The organism is Delftia lacustris, from assembly GCF_040267515.1.
Classification (GTDB): domain Bacteria; phylum Pseudomonadota; class Gammaproteobacteria; order Burkholderiales; family Burkholderiaceae_C; genus Comamonas; species Comamonas tsuruhatensis.
In genome coordinates, this window is sequence record NZ_CP141274.1 from 6,846,035 (window position 1) to 6,862,361 (window position 16,327).

Consider the following 16,327-nt stretch of genomic DNA (forward strand, 5'->3'; position numbering starts at 1 on the left):
CGGTCATTTGAAGCGCTGCTCCATGTCCACGATCATTCGCTCCAGCCACTCCTGGCTGGGCGGTTCGATCACATCCACCAGCTGCGCGGGCGCCTGCACGCCCTGCCCGGCCCAGCGCTCGGGCCCGTGCGTGTCGCCGCCGGTGCGAAAGCCGTATTCCTGCGCCAATGCGCGCAGCTGCGGGTCGGATTCGAGCAACTGGCCCACGCGATCGCCTGCCGGCGTGTAGGGCACGAGCACATGCTTGGAATACAGCGTGGGCTGCGGGTAGAGCATCACCATCTCGCCGCTCCTGCGCTGCGGATGGCGCAGCAGGAACTCCACCAGCTGCGATTCATAGGCCACCAGCAGCGGCGCCTTGCCCATGCCCAGGGCCAGGTAGTCCTCGAAGGGGCCGGCCGACGAGCTTTCCTGGAAGCCCTGGCGCAGGAACAGCGGCGCCACCTGCGGCATCACGCGCTCCAGGTCGGCCGGGCTTTGCACCACCTGCTGGCCGTTGAGCACATAGCTGGCCAGCGCCAGGTACATGGCCGCGCTGTTGGAGCTGCGCACATCGGTGCTGGCGGGCAGCACGGCCTTGCCGGTGGCAAAGGCGCCGGAGGCCTTCAGGTCACGCCAGCGCGTGCCCTTGCCGGCCATGGCCAGCAGGGCGGGAAGATCGGTCACGTAAAAGAAGTCGCCCTGCTTTTGCGCAACGCCGTTGGCGATCAGGATCTCGGCAATGGGCCGCCAGCTGGCGAACACGATGGGCGTGTAGAACGGCGTGTAGACCGTGCCGGCCCTGGCCGCCGCCTTGAGCTGGGCCGCAGCCGGCGCCCCCGAGGGAAAGCCGAAGTCGTACTGCTTGGGGTCGTAGCTGTTGGCAATGCTGCGCGAGCCGGCCTTTTGCACCGTCACCGTCACGCCGTGGCGCGCCAGCACGTCGCGCACGCGCTCGTCCTGGAAGAAGGCTTCCTTCTCGGAGCCGATCAGGCCGCGTGCCGTCACGGACTGCTGCTGCGTCAGCTGCGCCTGGCGGTCCTGCACCAGGGCCGTGCGCGAGTACCAGACGCCGCCGCCCACGGCCGCCAGCAGCAGCGCCGCCAGCCCCGCCGCCAAAGCACGGCGGGCGTTCATTGAGAGGCTCCGCCCTGGATGACGGCAAGATGAAATTCGGTCATGAACGCGCGGGCCGTTGTCATGTCTTGTTCAAAAAAACTTCTTATACGGAAGTTTTGTGACACAACGACGACACACGGCCCGGCCCGCGCCGCGACTACCTCAACGCGACTATCTCAGCGCGACTACCTCAACGCGAGTTGCTCAGTGAAGCTGCGCCCACCGGGCGTTTCGCGGTGCTGCTGGGTGCGGTGCTCCACCAGCTGGTCCCACGTCTGCATCTGGCGCTCCTGCGTCTTGCGCAGCGCGCCGGTGACCTGCTTGCCGGCTGTCTCGATCAGCGTGGTGATGGTGCGGCTGTCCTGCACCTTGGTCAGGTCATAGTTGCCCGACTGCAAATCCAGCATGCTGCGGTTGCGCGCCTTTTTGGACTCGGCGTTCAGGGACTCGGTCACCACCTGGGCGATCGACTCGCCCTCCCTGCCGCGGGACTGCCGGGTGGTCTTCTGGCCCACCTGGTACTCGGCGCGGCCGATTTCGGTCACGGCGCCGAATTCATTGGTGTTCTCGAAATCACCGCTGAAGCTGGCCTGGAAATCGGCCAGACCGCTTTGCAGGGACTGCACGGAACGCTCCAGCCCGGAGAGCGCGACGATGGCGCCCGGCGCGGCCGGCGCCTGCGCGTTGTGCAGCTGACTGAAGGCACTCTTGAACATGTCCACCAGCGCCGCATCCGCACGGCCGCGCTGCGCGGCGGCATCAAAGCGCTTCAGATGCTGGTCCAGCGCCGCCTGGCGCTGCGACGCGCTGGCGCCTGCGGGCGCGTCGGACTCCAGGTTGACGGCCAGCTCGCCCGCCGCGCCCTTCATCGCCACCGATCGGCCATCGGCGCCCACATGCAGGCTGAACGAGGACAGGGGCTGCGAAGGCTTGGGGTTCTTGATGTCCAGGTCCAGGCCGGACAGAACGCTGCGGTTGAAGTCCATCAGCTTGCCCAGTTCCAGCTGGGGCTTGCCCGGCTTTCCCAGGCCTTCCAGCGCTTCGTCCAGCCCGTCGGCCAGCTGGGCAATGGCCGCGCTCTCGGCCTGGCTCAAGGTGCCGGAACTCTTGACCTCGACCCGCAGCCCGCTGCTGCTGCCCGCTTCGCTGCCGTCGTTCGTGGCAATCCGCAGCTCCACGGTCTGGCCCGATTGCGTGCGGATCTTCAGGCTCACGGTGGCAGCGCCCACGGACACATCGCTCAGTGCGGACTTGTCCAGGGCCTGCGCATCCGCGCTGCCTGCGACGGAGTCGGCCGCCGTGGGCGCCTGGTACTCCGCCACCGTCTGTTGGTAGTCCGACGGCGTGGCCGCAAAGCGCGACAGCAGGGCGCCGCCCAGGCCGCGCCAGCGGTCGGCCAGGCTGGCCGACGGGCCCAGGCCCAGGTTGCGCGCCATCAGGGTGCTGATGTCGTCCCTGTCTTGCGAGGCCCAGGCCCGGGTCAGCCTGAACTGCCCCAGTTCCACGGGCTGCGGCTTGGCATAGATGACGCTGGACCCTGTGGACTGGCCCAGCGTGACCTGCGTGCCCGGGTCGGCGGGTGCAGCGGCTGCCGTGGTCGCTGACGACCTCACGGACACCGTGGGCCGCATGCCCGCTGCGCTGGCGGCAAAGCTGGCGCCGGTGGATGAAATGCTGGTCATGGATTGATCGTCTTCCTTCGGTCTTGTCTTGACTGAATGGCGGCCCCAGGCCTTTGCAGGCAGGGGATTTTCTCTGTCCACGGACCATCGGCAGATTTCCGGTTTTCTTTACCTCCCATGCACCAATATGGTGTGAATACCTTGTATTCATTGAAATCCGGCCAATACAGGGAATGCTCGGCTGTTGGCGCAAAAAGACACCATTGCTCTACTGGGCACAGCAACCGGCGGCAAGCGGCATTCTCCCCGTGAGGCAGCCCTCTTTGACCTGAGTCAAGACTATGGAGTGAACTGCATCGATATAACGAAACGGCATCGCCAAAATCGGTCGCTGCAGTGTAACATAGATAGAATGAAAAAGACCAGGAGACGATATTGGCATGCAAACCTTTGATTTGCATGCATCAAAACAAGCTATCAAAAGCTTCGTAGTCACAGGAAATACAAACATTCGCCGTGGCGCATATGTCGGCAATGCCGCGCCATGCCCCGTGATTCCTGACGAAGCCGCCCCAAGGCGGCCTGTTTCCCGGCAGACCTTCTGATCTGGAGCATTCGAGATGACGCTATTGGCTGGCAAAAAAGGCCTGATCGTCGGCATCGCCAACCGCGACAGCATTGCCTGGGCCTGTGCCCGGGCCATGCATGCGGCGGGCGCCGAGATCGGCGCGACCTGGCAGAACGACAAGGCCCGGGCGCATGTGGAGCCCCTGCTCGACGAGATCGGTGCCGAGCTGCGCATGCCGCTGGACGTGGGCGATGACGAGCAGATGCGCGCACTGTTCGATGCCGCCGCCGTGCGCTGGGGCCGGCTGGACTTCGTGCTGCACGCCGTGGCCTACGCCCCGCGCAAGGACCTGCAGGGCCGCGTGGTGGACAGCTCCCGCGAGGGCTTTGCGCTGGCCATGGACATCTCCTGCCACTCCTTCATCCGCATGGCCCACCTGGCCGAGCCGCTGATGGCCGCCAGCGGCGGCAGCCTCATGACGCTGAGCTACCTGGGCGCCAGCGAGGTCATGCCGCACTACGGAATCATGGGCCCGGTCAAGGCCGCGCTGGAGTCCACCACGCGCTACCTGGCGGCCGAGCTCGGCCCCTCGCGCATCCGCGTCAATGCCGTCTCGCCCGGGCCCATCGCCACGCGCGCGGCCTCGGGCATTGCCGCGTTCGATGAACTCGTGGCCGACAGCGTGCGCCGCTCGCCCATTGCCGGCGAACTGCAGCCCGACGACGTGGGGCCGCTGTGCGCCTTCCTGGCCTCGGACGGGGCGCGCGCCATCACGGGCTGCACGCTGTATGTCGATGGCGGCCACCACATCCTCAACTAGCGGCTGCCGCACCGGCACCCCGCAGCACTGCAGATGACCCTCCCATTCCCCCGAACCGCCGCCGCCGCGCTGGCAGCCGCACTGGCCGCAGCCCTGGCGGGATGTGCCTCCCTGGCGCCGCCGCACGAGCCGCCGCCCCTGCCCACGCCCGAGGCCTGGCCTGCCCATCTGCAGGCGGGCGCCCAGGGTGTCGCCGCCGCCGGCCTGCCCTGGCGCGAGTACTTCACCGACCCCGTGCTGCGCCAGCTGATCGCCACCGCGCTGGAGCACAACCGCGACCTGCGCGTGGCCGCGCTGCGCGCCGAAGAGGCGCGCGCGGCCTTCCAGATCCAGCGCTCCGAGCTGTTCCCGGCCATTGGCGTGGGCGGCCAGGCCGCGCGGGCGCGCGTGCCGGGCGACCTCAACCTCTCGGGCCGCTCCGTGGTCAGCGGCGAGTACCGCGCCGAGGTCGGCTTCAGCAGCTGGGAGCTGGACCTGTGGGGCCGCGTGCGCAGCCTCAAGGACGCGGCCCTGCAGACCTGGCTGGCCAGCGATGCGGGCCGCCACGCCGTGCAGACCGCGCTGATCGCCCAGGTGGCCGACGGCTACCTGGGCCTGCGCGAGCTGGACGAGCGCGTGGCCATTGCGCGCGAGACGCTGGCCACGCGCCAGGAATCCTTTCGCATCTTCACGCGCCGCGAGGCCGTGGGCGCCAGCTCGCGCCTGCAGCTGGCCCAGGTACAGACCCTGCTGACCCAGGCCCAGGCCCTGCTGGCCCAGCTGGAGCTGGCACGCGCGCAGCAGTTGCACGCCCTGGCCCAGCTGGTCGGCGCCCACCCGGGCCCGCTGCCCGCCGCCGCACCCTTTGACGACGCCCTGGTGCTGGCCGAGCTGCGGCCGGGCCTGCCCTCGGAACTGCTCACGGCGCGGCCCGACATTGCCGCGGCCGAGCACCAGCTGCGCGCGGCCCGGGCCCAGATCGGCGCGGCGCGCGCCGCCTTCTTCCCGCGCATTGCGCTCACCGCCCGCTGGGGCACGGCCAGCGCCGAACTCGACGGCCTGTTCGACGGCGGCAGCCGCGCCTGGGCCTTCGTGCCCACGGTGTCCCTGCCCATCTTCGACGGCGGCCGGCGCCGCGCCAACCTGGAGCTGGGCGAGATCCGCAGCGACATGGCCGTGGCCCAGTACGAGAAAGCCATACAGACCGCCTTCCGCGAGGTGGCCGATGGCCTGGCCGCGCGCCGCTGGCTGTCCGAACAGATCACCGTGCAGCGCACCGCCGTGCAGGCCCAGGCCGAGCGTGCGCGGCTGGCGCAGCTGCGCTACGACAACGGCTCGGCCGCCTACCTGGAGGTGCTGGACGCCCAGCGCGACCTGCTGGCCGCACGCCAGCAACTGGTGCAGGCGCGGCGCGCCCTGCTGTCCAGCCAGGTGGGCCTGTATGCCGCCCTGGGCGGCGGCAGCGGGGCGGAACCTGCCGCGCTGCCCGCCACCGTGCCGGCCACGCCTGCCGATCCCCCGAATTCCTGAAGCATCCGGACCCGCCCATGGACAAGAACACCTCTCTGAAGAACAAGATCGTGCCGATCGCCGCCGTGGCGGTCCTGGCCCTCGTGGCCTGGTGGGCCTGGAAGACCTTCACGCCCAAGGGCCCGGGCGAGGGCTTCGTCGGCAGCAATGGCCGGGTCGAGGCCACCGAGATCGACATCTCCACCAAGCTGCCCGGCCGCGTGGAGGAAATCCTGGTGCGCGAGGGCGACTTCGTGCAGGCCGGCCAGCCCGTGGCGCGCATGCAGATCGACACCCTGCGCGCGCAGCGCCAGGAAGCCGACGCCATGCGCCAGCAGGCCGAGCACAGCGTGGCCGCGGCCGAGGCCCAGGTCACCCTGCGCCGCAGCGACCTGGCCGCCGCCCAGGCCCTGATCGTGCAGCGCGAGACCGAGGTGGACGCCGCGCAGCGCCGCTTCAAGCGCTCGGAAACGCTGGCGCGCGAGGGTGCCTCCTCGGTGCAGGAGCTCGATGACGACCGCGCCCGCGTGCGCGGCAGCGAGGCGGCGCTGGCCGCCACGCGTGCCCAGGCCGCCGCTGCCCAGGCCGCCGTGAAGGCGGCCGAGGCCCAGGTGGTCGGCGTGCGCTCCCAGGTGCAGGCGGCCACGGCCACGGTGGCGCGCGTGCAGGCCGACATCGACGACGGCGTGCTCAAGGCCCCGCGCGACGGCCGCGTGCAGCTGCGCGTGGCCCAGCCCGGCGAGGTGCTGGGCGCAGGCGGGCGCGTGCTCAACCTGCTGGACCTGTCCGATGTCTACATGACCTTCTTCGTGCCCGAGACCGCCGCCGGCCGCATCGCCCTGGGCAGCGAGGTGCGCCTGGTGCTGGACGCCGCGCCCGAGTACGTGATCCCGGCCCGCGTCTCCTTCGTCGCCAGCCAGGCCCAGTTCACGCCCAAGACCGTGGAGACCGCCAGCGAGCGCCAGAAGCTGATGTTCCGCGTGCGCGCCCAGATCCCGCCGGAGCTGCTGCGCCGCCATCTGGAACAGGTCAAGACCGGCGTGCCCGGCATGGCCTGGCTGCGCACCGATGCCAGCCATGAGTGGCCCGCCAACCTGGCCATCAAGCTGCCAGCCCAGCCCGCGCAATGAGCCAGAGCACGACGCCCCATGCCAGCGGCTGGGTCGTGCGCCTGAAGGGCGTGCACCAGCGCTATGGCCAGGTCGAGGCTCTGGCGGGCATCGACCTGGACATTCCCGAAGGCCGCATGGTCGGCCTGATCGGGCCGGACGGCGTGGGCAAGTCCAGCCTCATGGCGCTGATCTCCGGGGCACGCAAGATCCAGGAAGGCAGCGTCGAGGTGCTGGGCGGCGACATGGCCCAGCGCCGGCACCGCGAGGCCGTCTGCCCGCGCGTGGCCTACATGCCGCAGGGCCTGGGGCGCAATCTCTATCCCACGCTGTCGGTGGAGGAGAACCTGCAGTTCTTCGCGCGCCTGTTCGGCCATGACGCGGCCGAGCGGCGCCGGCGCATCGACGACCTCACCCAGGCCACGGGCCTGCGCAAATTCCTGGAGCGGCCAGCCGGCAAGCTGTCGGGCGGCATGAAGCAGAAGCTGGGCCTGTGCTGCGCGCTGATCCACGACCCCGACCTGCTCATTCTTGACGAGCCCACCACGGGCGTGGACCCGCTGGCGCGCGCCCAGTTCTGGGACCTGATCGCGCGCATCCGCCGCCAGCGCCCCGGCATGAGCGTGCTGGTGGCCACGGCCTACATGGACGAGGCCCAGCGCTTCGACTGGCTGGTGGCCATGGACGAGGGCCGCGTGCTGGCCACGGGCACGCCGGCCGAGCTGCTGCAGCGCACGGGCAGCCGCTCGCTGGAAGAGGCCTTCATCGCCCTGCTGCCCGAAGAGAAAAAGCGCGGCCATGCGCCCGTGACCATCGCCCCCCTGCCCGAGGGCGGCGAGGACGACATCGCCATCGAGGCCAGGGACCTGACCATGCGATTTGGCGACTTCGTCGCCGTGGACCATGTGTCCTTCCGCATCCGCCGCGGCGAGATCTTCGGCTTCCTGGGCTCCAACGGCTGCGGCAAGAGCACCACCATGAAGATGCTGACCGGCCTGCTGCCGGCCAGCGAGGGCCAGGCCTGGCTGTTCGGCCAGCCCGTGGACCCGCGCGACATCGACACGCGCCGCCGCGTGGGCTACATGACCCAGGCGTTCTCGCTGTACGGCGAGCTGACCGTGCACCAGAACCTGGTGCTGCATGCGCGCCTGTTCGGCGTGCCCGAGGCGGACATTCCCGCGCGCGTGGCCGAGATGCTGCAGCGCTTTGACCTGCAGGCCGCACAGCACAGCCTGCCGGCCGGCCTGCCGCTGGGCATGCGCCAGCGCCTGTCGCTGGCCGTGGCCATGGTGCACAAGCCCGAGCTGCTCATCCTGGACGAGCCCACCTCGGGCGTGGACCCCGTGGCGCGCGACGGCTTCTGGCGCCTGCTGGTGGAGCTGTCGCGGCGCGACCGCGTGACCATCTTCATCTCCACCCACTTCATGAACGAGGCCGAGCGCTGCGACCGCATGTCCATGATGCATGCGGGCAAGGTGCTGGACAGCGACACGCCCGCGCGCCTGGTGGCCAAGCGCGGCGCGGCCACGCTGGAGGAAGCCTTCATCGGCTACCTGGTCGAGGCCGGTGGCGGCGAGGCCCCGGCCGAGGAACAGCAGGCCGCACCGGCCGCCCCCGCTGCCGTGGAAACGCACGCTGCGCGCCGCCGCCATTTCAGCGCCCAGCGCATGCTCAGCTATGTCTGGCGCGAAGCGCTGGAGCTGCAGCGCGACCCGGTGCGCGCCACGCTGGCCCTGGTGGGCTCGCTGATCCTGATGTTCGTGATGGGCTACGGCATCAGCCTGGACGTGGAGGACCTGCGCTTTGCCGTGCTGGACCGCGACCAGACCACCATCAGCCGCAGCTATGCGATGAGCCTGTCGGGCTCGCGCTACTTCATCGAGCAGCCGCCGCTGACCGACTACGACGCACTGGACCGCCGCATGCGCAGCGGCGAGCTGACCCTGGCCATCGAGATCCCCCCGGGCTTTGCGCGCGATGTGCTGCGCGGCGGCTCCGTGCAGGTGGGCGCCTGGTTCGACGGCGCCATGCCCACGCGCGCCGAGACCGTGCGCGGCTACCTGCAGGGCATCCACCAGCACTGGCTGACCGAGCAGGCGCGCGAGCGCCTGGGCGTGGCGCCGGCCGGCCTCATCGACATCCAGACGCGCTTTCGCTACAACCCCGACGTGCGCAGCCTGCCGGCCATGGTGCCGGCCGTCATGCCCCTGCTGCTGCTGCTTTTGCCGGCCATGCTGACGGCGCTGGCCGTGGTGCGCGAGAAGGAAAGCGGCTCCATCACCAACCTCTACGTCACGCCGGTCACGCGCACCGAATTCCTGCTGGGCAAGCAACTGCCCTATGTGGTGCTGGCCATGCTGAACTTCCTGCTGATGTGCCTGATGGCCGTCACCCTGTTCGGCGTGCCCGTGACGGGCAGCTTTGCCACGCTGGCCCTGGCGGCGCTGATCTTCAGCGGCGCCTCCACGGGCTTCGGCCTGCTGGCCTCCACGCTGACGCGCAGCCAGATCGCCTCGATGTTCCTGGTGCTGATCGGCACGCTGATCCCCACCACGCAGTTCGCAGGCCTGGTCGACCCCGTGTCCTCGCTGGAGGGCGTGGGCCGCGCCATCGGCGAGGTCTATCCGGCCAGCCACATGATCGCCATCAGCCGCGGCGTGTTCAGCAAGGCGCTGGGCTTTCGGGAGCTGGCCGGCTCGTTCGGGCCGCTGCTGCTGTCCGTGCCGGCGATCCTGGGCCTGGCCATTGCGCTGACCAGAAAGCAGGAGAGCTGACATGCGCACCCGCCTTTTCTCCAACATCTACCGGCTGGGCGTCAAGGAGCTGTGGAGCCTGTGGCGCGACCCCGTGCTGCTGGTGCTCATCGCCTATGTGTTCACGGTCTCCATCTACACGGCGGCCACGGCCATGCCCGAGAGCCTGCACAACGCGCCCATCGCCATCGTGGACGAGGACGGCTCGCCGCTGTCGCAGCGCATCGCGGGCGCCTTCTATCCGCCGCAGTTCGCGCCGCCGGCCATGATCGACCGCACGCAGATGGACCCGGGCATGGACTCGGGCACCTACACCTTCGTGCTCAACATCCCGCCCAACTTCCAGCGCGACGTGCTGGCGGGCCGCGCGCCCGAGCTGCAGCTGAACGTGGACGCCACGCGCATGAGCCAGGCCTTCACGGGCAACAGCTATGTGCAGCAGATCGTCTCGGCCGAGGTCAGCGAGTTCGTGCGGCGCTTTCGGGGCGCCACCGCCCTGCCCGTGGACCTGGTGGTGCGCGCGCGCTTCAATCCCGCGCTGGACAAGGTCTGGTTCGGCGGGCTGATGCAGATCATCAACAACGTGACCATGCTGTCCATCATCCTCACGGGCGCGGCGCTGATCCGCGAGCGCGAACACGGCACGGTGGAGCACCTGCTGGTCATGCCGGTGACACCGACCGAGATCATGCTGGCCAAGATATGGTCCATGGGACTGGTCGTGCTGGTCACCGCATTTGCCTCGCTCAACCTCGTGGTGCGCGGCGCCCTGGGCGTTCCCATCGAAGGCTCTCAGCCGCTGTTCCTGGCAGGGGCCGCGCTGTGCCTGTTCGCCACAACGTCGCTGGGGATCTTCCTTGCCACGCTGGCGCGCAACATGCCACAGTTCGGCATGCTGCTGGTGCTCGTGCTGCTGCCGCTGCAGCTGCTGTCGGGCGCCATGACGCCGCGCGAAAGCATGCCGCAGCTGGTGCAGACCATCATGCTGGCCGCGCCGACCACCCACTTTGTCGAGCTGTCGCAGGCCATCCTCTACCGCGGAGCGGGGCTGGACGTGGTCTGGAAGCCCTTTCTCGCACTGGCCGCCATCGGCTCCGTGCTGTTCGCCCTCACGCTCGCCCGCTTTCGCAAGACCATCGGCCAGATGGCCTGAGTTTCGTTCCGCCGCCAAGGCATCTTTCCACGTCAACCAGCAAGGAGTTCCATATGAGCGCACAGACCATTCCCCTCCATCTGCTCAAGGCCCAGCTCGAACTGCAGCTGCACCTGAGCCGGCTGCTGCAGGAAAGCGGCCAGCAATGGCTGGAGCATGCCGCACGCAACGGCCCCGAGCGCATCGCCGAGACCGGCAACGAGATCGAGGGCGTGCAGCAGACCAGCAGCTGGCAGGAGCTGGCCACCCTGCCCGCCCAGGCCTTCTGGCGCCACGCCCACCTGCGCATGGGCCATGCCCAGGCCCTGGCCCAGACCGCCATGGCCAGCCAGATGACCCTGGCCCAGGGCGTGCAGCAGGCCGTGCACGACTGGCAGCAGCAGGTGGCAGCCACGCTGAGCGGCGGCGCCCAGGGCGCGGCCGACACCGCCGTGCCGTGGAGCGACCTGCTCGCCCGCTGGACCTCGGCCGTGCAGTCCGTGGCCCAGCCCGCCCATGCGGCGCAGCAGCCCATTGCGGCAGCCGCCGCCGAAACGGCCCGCGACACCACAGCCCAGGGCTGACGGCCCCCAAGGAAGCCGCCACGCGGTCCCGCAGGTGCGGGGCCGCATGGGCGCGGGGCGGCCATCCGCACCCAGCCACAAGCAATCACACGCAATCTAAGAGCAGGGCATGACATGCCGGTAAAGGAGTGGGCCAGATGAACGAGAACCTGCAGAGCCACGGCACCGTGGACGTGGGAGGGATGTGGGGCGATCCGATGAAGCTGTCGCAGGCAGCTGCACAGTACGCCACCGATGCCTGGCAGCGCACGCTGCTGTATGCCGACATCCGGCGCCAGCGCGGCAACCAGTACCGCGCCCACCTGGCCGAGGAAGTGCCCAATGTGCTGAGCTTCCAGGCCGAGATCGTGATGTCCGGCCTGGAGCTGCCGCGTCCCGTCAACTACGGGCTGGCACGCATCGCGCCCATGGAGGGCACGGTCATCGACCCGGCCAAGCGCCCCTTCATCGTCGTCGATCCGCGCGCGGGCCACGGCCCGGGCATCGGCGGCTTCAAGCCCGACAGCGAGATCGGCGCCGCGCTCAAGGCCGGCCATCCCTGCTACTTCGTGGGCTTCCTGCCCGACCCCGTGCCCGGCCAGACCGTCGAGGACGTGATGCGCGCCGAGGCCGAATTCGTGCGCAAGGTCGCCGAGCTGCACCCCGAGAGCCGGGGCAAGCCCGCCGTCATCGGCAACTGCCAGGCCGGCTGGCAGATCCTCATGACGGCCGCCGTCTGGCCCGAGCTGTTCGGGCCCATCATCGTGGCCGGTGCGCCGCTGTCGTACTGGGCCGGCGACAACCCCATGCGCTACGGCGGCGGCCTCATGGGCGGCAGCTGGGTGACGGCACTGACCAGCGACCTGGGTGCGGGCCGCTTCGACGGCGCCTGGCTGGTGCAGAACTTCGAGAACCTCAACCCCGCCAACTCGCTGTGGGAAAAGCAGTACCAGGTCTATGCCGACGTGGACACCGAGGGGCCGCGCTACCTGGGCTTCGAGAAGTACTGGGGCGGCTATGTCTTCCTGGAAGGCCGCGAGATGCAGTACATCGTGGACAACCTGTTCATCGGCAACCGGCTGGCCACGGCCGAGCTGACGACCTCGGACGGCGTGCGCATCGACCTGCGCAACATCCGCTCGCCCATCGTGGTGTTCTGCTCGCATGGCGACAACATCACGCCGCCGGGCCAGGCCCTGGGCTGGATCACCGACCTGTACCGCGACGACGAGGACATCGCCGCCCACGACCAGACCATCGTCTTCGCCACGCACGACAGCATCGGCCACCTGGGCATCTTTGTCTCGGGCGCCGTGGGCCGCAAGGAGCACCGCGAGTTCGCGGCGCACATCGACATCATCGACCTGCTGCCCGCCGGCATCTACCGCGCCGAGATCGCCGACCGCCCCGCCGGCGTGCCGCCGCAGGAGCTGACCGACGCGGCCTACCTGATGAAGATCCGCCGCAGCGACCTGGCCGAGGTGCGCGACATCGTCCGGCCCGACCCCGAAAGCGAGCGCCACTTTGCCGCCGCCGCCCGCGTCTCCGAAATCAACCTCGCCCTGTACCGCAACACCGTGCAGCCCTGGGTGCAGGCCCTGTCCACGCCGTTGTCGGCGCGCTGGCTGCAGGCCATGCATCCGCTGCGCGTGGGCTATGAATACTGGTCGGACTCCCACCCGCTGGCCCCTGCCGTGGCCCAGGCCGCCGAGCAGGCGCGCGAGGACCGCCACCCCGTCGAGCCCGACAACCCCTTCCTGAAGGCGCAGCAGGCCATGTCGCAGGCCGTGGTGCATATGCTGGACACCTACCGCGACCAGCGCGACGCCATGCAGGCGCGGCTGTTCCACGCCATCTATGGCTCGCCTCTGGTGCAGGCCCTGGCCGGCCAAAGCCGCCAGGACGACGGCCCGCCGCGCCCGCACCCGGGCGAATCGCCCGAGCACTGCCAGTACATGTGCCAGGAGCTGGCGCGGCTGCACGAAAGCGTGGCCCAGGGCGGGCTGTACGAGGCCGTCATCCGCGCCCTGTTCCACGTGCTGCGCGCACGCGGCGAGGCCGATGAACGCCACTTCCGCCACGCCTGGCGGCTGCTGCAGGATCACCTGGGCGGCGTGCCGCCCGACATGGCGCAGTTCCGCCGCATCGTGCGCCGCCAGGCCCTGCTGATGCAGCGCGAGCCCGACGCCGCCATGGCCGCCATCACCCAGTTGCTGGCCGCCTCGCCGGCGGCCGACATCCGCTGGGGCATGACCACGGTGGACGAACTGGCCAACCAGGGCGGCAACCTCAGCGATGCCGAGCACCAGCGCCTGCTGCAGGCCATGGCGCATTTCGTGCAGGCGCTGGAGGTGGCGCAGGCCAGGGAGGCCCCCCAGGAAGCGGCCCCACCCGAAGCCCCGGCCGCCAGGCCCACCCCGAGCGCACCGGCCAGCCGCGCGCACACAGGCACCCGAAAGAAGCGATGAACCTCTCCCCTGCCTCCGATGCGGCCCTGCCGCCCGAAGACCTGGCCCTGCTGCGCAACCACAGCTTCGACGAGCTGGACGTGGGCGACAGCGCCAGCCTGGAACGCACGCTGAGCACCCAGGACCTGCGCCTGTTCGCCGCCCTGTCGGGCGCGGCCGTGGCCGACGGTGCCGGTGCCGCTGCCGGCGCTGGCACGGTTGCCGGCGCCGACGATGACGACACCGCCCTGATCGCCCACGGCATGTGGGGCGGCATGCTGCTGGCCTCGGTGCTGGGCACGCGCCTGCCCGGCCCCGGCACCACCCTGGTCGGCCAGACGCTGCGCTTTCTGGCGCCGCTGGCCGCAGGCGACCGGCTGACCGTGCGCGTGGAGGTGCTGGCCAAGCAGGCCGAGCAGCGCCAGGTCACGCTGGCCGTGGCCTGCACCAACCAGCATGGCGCCGCCGTGATCGAGGGCCAGGCCACGGTGCATGCGCCTGCGCGCCACATCGAGCGCCAGCGCACCAGCCTGCCCGAGATCCGGCTGGAGGCCGGTGGACGCGACGGCCTGCAGCGCCTGCTGGCCCATGTGGCCGGCCTGCCGCCCATCCGCGTGGCCGTGGTCCATCCCTGCGACGAGCCCAGCCTCTCGGCCGCGCTGGACGCGCGCCGCGAAGGCCTGATCGACCCCGTGCTGGTGGCCCCGCGCGCACGGCTGGAGGCCGTGGCGGCCGAGCATGGGCTGGACCTGGGCGGCCTGCGCATCGAGGACGTGCCGCACAGCCATGCCGCCGCCACGCGCGGCGCCGAGCTGGCCGCCTGCGGCGAGGTCGAGGCCATCATGAAAGGCAGCCTGCACACGGACGAACTCATGGCCGAGGTCGTGGCCGCCGCCGCCGGCCTGCGCACCAAGCGCCGCGTGAGCCACTGCTTCGTGCTGCAGACGCCGCACTACCCGCGTCCCTTCATCGTTACAGATGCGGCCATCAACCTCGCGCCCGACCTGCAGCAAAAGGCCGACATCGTGCGCAACGCCATCGCCCTGGCCCATGCCATCGGCGTGCCCGAGCCCAAGGTCGCCATCCTGGCCGCCGTGGAGACCGTGAGCCCGCACATGCCGGCCACGCTGGACGCCGCCGCGCTGTGCAAGATGGCCGACCGGGGCCAGATCGCAGGCGGCGTGCTCGACGGGCCGCTGGCCTTCGACAACGCCGTGTCCATGGCCGCCGCGCGCACCAAGGGCATCGATTCGCCCGTGGCGGGCCAGGCCGACATCCTGGTCGTGCCCGACCTGGAAAGCGGCAACATGCTGGCCAAGCAGCTCATGTACATGGGCGAGGCGGCCAGCGCCGGCATCGTTATGGGCGCCAAGGTGCCCGTGATCCTGACCAGCCGCGCCGACAGCCGCGCCTCGCGCATCGCCTCCTGTGCCATCGCCCTGCTGCTGGCCCACCGCTACCGGAACTCGCCGCCATGATCCCTGCCCACACCGCATCCTCCCCCGCCCGCGAACTGGTCGTGGTGCTCAACTGCGGCTCGTCCAGCATCAAGTTCGCCGTCTTCGACGGTGCCCAGCGCCCGCTGCCGCGCAAGCCGCTGTGGAACGGCAAGGTCCAGGGCATAGGCGGGCCCGCGCCCGACTTCGGCGAGAGCGGCGTGCCGCCCTTTGCCATCACCCTGGACACAGCCCACCCCTACCGCGCCGCGCTGCAGCTGATCCGCGAGCGCATCACCGCGCGCCTGGCGCAGCTGGACGGCGCCCGCGTGGCCGCCATCGCCCACCGCGTGGTGCACGGCGGCAGCCGCTACTTCGAGCCCGTGCGCGTCGATGCCGGCGTGCTGGCCGACCTCAAGGCCTTCATCCCGCTGGCGCCGCTGCACCAGCCCTTTGCGCTGGAGGCCATGGACATCCTGCTGCGCGAGCGGCCCGAACTGGTGCAGGTGGCCTGCTTCGACACCGCCTTCCACCACACGCTGCCCAAGGTCGAGCAACTGCTGCCCCTGCCGCATGCGGCCTGGGAACGCGGGCTGCGCCGCTACGGCTTCCACGGCCTGTCCTACGAATACATTACCACCGCCCTGCCCGAGCGCCATGGCGACCTGGCGCTCGGGCGCACCCTGGTGGCCCACCTGGGCAGCGGCGCCAGCCTGTGCGCCATGCGGGGCCTGCAAAGCGTGGCGACCACCATGGGCTTCTCTGCGCTGGACGGCCTGATGATGGGCACGCGCACCGGCGCGCTGGACCCCGGCGCCGTGATCTACCTGATGGAAATCGAAAAGCTCAGCCTGCAGGAAGTGGGCCGCATCCTGTACCACGAGTCCGGCCTGCTGGGCGTCTCGGGCACCTCGTCCGAGCCGCGCGTGCTGCTGCCGCTGGAATCAGGCGCCGATGCCCGGGCCGAGCGTGCCCGCGACGCGCTGGCGCTTTACGTGCGGCGCATCGTGCGCGAGATCGGCGCCCTGGTCGCCGTGCTGGGCGGCCTGGACCTGCTGGTGTTCACCGCAGGCGTGGGCGAGCACAGCGCCGAGATACGGCGGCGCGTGTGCGAGGGCCTGGGCTTTCTGGGCCTGCGGCTGGACGCCGAGGCCAATGCGCGCGATGCGGCCGTGATCTCGGCCACCGGCAGCGCCGTCACCGTGGGCGTGGAGCCCACCAACGAGGAATGGGTGGCGGCGCGCCATGCGCTGCGCTGGCTGCCGGGCAACGCGATCCCCGCATGAGTGTG

General features: G+C 70.2%; 12 protein-coding genes. 10 read left to right on the plus strand and 2 right to left on the minus strand.

What is annotated here, in order from left to right:
• Positions 1-3: 3 nt before the first annotated feature.
• Entirely contained in the window at positions 4-1,116 is a 1,113-nt protein-coding gene (locus tag U6958_RS32770) for a hypothetical protein (protein ID WP_061288985.1), read from the minus strand.
• A gap of 167 nt (positions 1,117-1,283) precedes the next feature.
• On the minus strand, positions 1,284-2,780 hold the full coding sequence (locus U6958_RS32775) for a hypothetical protein (protein WP_074923576.1): 1,497 nt from the start codon (positions 2,778-2,780) through the stop codon (positions 1,284-1,286).
• Between the two features lie 380 nt (positions 2,781-3,160).
• Here U6958_RS32775 and U6958_RS32780 point away from each other — a divergent pair, with 380 nt between their 5' ends.
• The 10 genes from U6958_RS32780 (at position 3,161) to U6958_RS32825 (ending at position 16,322) form a co-directional block, all read left to right on the plus strand.
• On the plus strand, positions 3,161-3,325 hold the full coding sequence (locus U6958_RS32780; RefSeq protein WP_155294163.1) for a hypothetical protein: 165 nt from the start codon (positions 3,161-3,163) through the stop codon (positions 3,323-3,325).
• Positions 3,326-3,340: 15 nt separating this feature from the next.
• On the plus strand, positions 3,341-4,108 hold the full coding sequence (fabI, locus tag U6958_RS32785; protein ID WP_016449534.1) for an enoyl-ACP reductase FabI: 768 nt from the start codon (positions 3,341-3,343) through the stop codon (positions 4,106-4,108).
• A gap of 33 nt (positions 4,109-4,141) precedes the next feature.
• The gene (locus U6958_RS32790) at positions 4,142-5,617 is read left to right on the plus strand and encodes an efflux transporter outer membrane subunit (protein WP_074923575.1); all 1,476 of its coding nucleotides are present in this window, start codon (positions 4,142-4,144) and stop codon (positions 5,615-5,617) included.
• Positions 5,618-5,634: 17 nt separating this feature from the next.
• Entirely contained in the window at positions 5,635-6,726 is a 1,092-nt protein-coding gene (locus U6958_RS32795; protein WP_012202692.1) for an HlyD family secretion protein, read from the plus strand.
• Entirely contained in the window at positions 6,723-9,479 is a 2,757-nt protein-coding gene (rbbA, locus tag U6958_RS32800) for a ribosome-associated ATPase/putative transporter RbbA (RefSeq protein WP_074923574.1), read from the plus strand. Before U6958_RS32795 ends, rbbA begins: the two co-directional genes overlap by 4 nt.
• Before the next feature lies 1 nt (position 9,480).
• Positions 9,481-10,611: an ABC transporter permease gene (locus U6958_RS32805; RefSeq protein ID WP_017405871.1), complete on the plus strand. Its 1,131-nt coding sequence runs from the start codon at positions 9,481-9,483 to the stop codon at positions 10,609-10,611.
• A 53-nt stretch (positions 10,612-10,664) separates the two neighbouring features.
• A complete protein-coding gene (locus U6958_RS32810) occupies positions 10,665-11,174 on the plus strand; it encodes a hypothetical protein (protein ID WP_074923573.1) in 510 nt (169 codons plus the stop codon).
• Between the two features lie 137 nt (positions 11,175-11,311).
• Positions 11,312-13,621, plus strand: a complete 2,310-nt coding sequence (locus tag U6958_RS32815) for a DUF3141 domain-containing protein (protein ID WP_074923572.1) — start codon at positions 11,312-11,314, stop codon at positions 13,619-13,621.
• The gene (locus U6958_RS32820) at positions 13,618-15,078 is read left to right on the plus strand and encodes a bifunctional enoyl-CoA hydratase/phosphate acetyltransferase (protein ID WP_074923571.1); all 1,461 of its coding nucleotides are present in this window, start codon (positions 13,618-13,620) and stop codon (positions 15,076-15,078) included. Before U6958_RS32815 ends, U6958_RS32820 begins: the two co-directional genes overlap by 4 nt.
• Positions 15,075-16,322 (plus strand): acetate/propionate family kinase, encoded by a 1,248-nt coding sequence (locus U6958_RS32825; RefSeq protein WP_074923570.1) that lies wholly within the window; start codon positions 15,075-15,077, stop codon positions 16,320-16,322. The genes U6958_RS32820 and U6958_RS32825 overlap by 4 nt, the downstream gene beginning before the upstream one ends.
• Positions 16,323-16,327: the final 5 nt, after the last annotated feature.

What these genes read in the sequence shown, in the direction of transcription:
- U6958_RS32770 (WP_061288985.1), bottom strand. Translation starts at nt 1,116, where the DNA reads ATGAACGCCCGCCGTGCTTTGGCGGCGGGGCTGGCGGCGCTGCTGCTG.
- U6958_RS32775 (WP_074923576.1), bottom strand. Translation starts at nt 2,780, where the DNA reads ATGACCAGCATTTCATCCACCGGCGCCAGCTTTGCCGCCAGCGCAGCG.
- U6958_RS32780 (WP_155294163.1), top strand. Translation starts at nt 3,161, where the DNA reads ATGCAAACCTTTGATTTGCATGCATCAAAACAAGCTATCAAAAGCTTC.
- fabI (WP_016449534.1), top strand. Translation starts at nt 3,341, where the DNA reads ATGACGCTATTGGCTGGCAAAAAAGGCCTGATCGTCGGCATCGCCAAC.
- U6958_RS32790 (WP_074923575.1), top strand. Translation starts at nt 4,142, where the DNA reads ATGACCCTCCCATTCCCCCGAACCGCCGCCGCCGCGCTGGCAGCCGCA.
- U6958_RS32795 (WP_012202692.1), top strand. Translation starts at nt 5,635, where the DNA reads ATGGACAAGAACACCTCTCTGAAGAACAAGATCGTGCCGATCGCCGCC.
- rbbA (WP_074923574.1), top strand. Translation starts at nt 6,723, where the DNA reads ATGAGCCAGAGCACGACGCCCCATGCCAGCGGCTGGGTCGTGCGCCTG.
- U6958_RS32805 (WP_017405871.1), top strand. Translation starts at nt 9,481, where the DNA reads ATGCGCACCCGCCTTTTCTCCAACATCTACCGGCTGGGCGTCAAGGAG.
- U6958_RS32810 (WP_074923573.1), top strand. Translation starts at nt 10,665, where the DNA reads ATGAGCGCACAGACCATTCCCCTCCATCTGCTCAAGGCCCAGCTCGAA.
- U6958_RS32815 (WP_074923572.1), top strand. Translation starts at nt 11,312, where the DNA reads ATGAACGAGAACCTGCAGAGCCACGGCACCGTGGACGTGGGAGGGATG.
- U6958_RS32820 (WP_074923571.1), top strand. Translation starts at nt 13,618, where the DNA reads ATGAACCTCTCCCCTGCCTCCGATGCGGCCCTGCCGCCCGAAGACCTG.
- U6958_RS32825 (WP_074923570.1), top strand. Translation starts at nt 15,075, where the DNA reads ATGATCCCTGCCCACACCGCATCCTCCCCCGCCCGCGAACTGGTCGTG.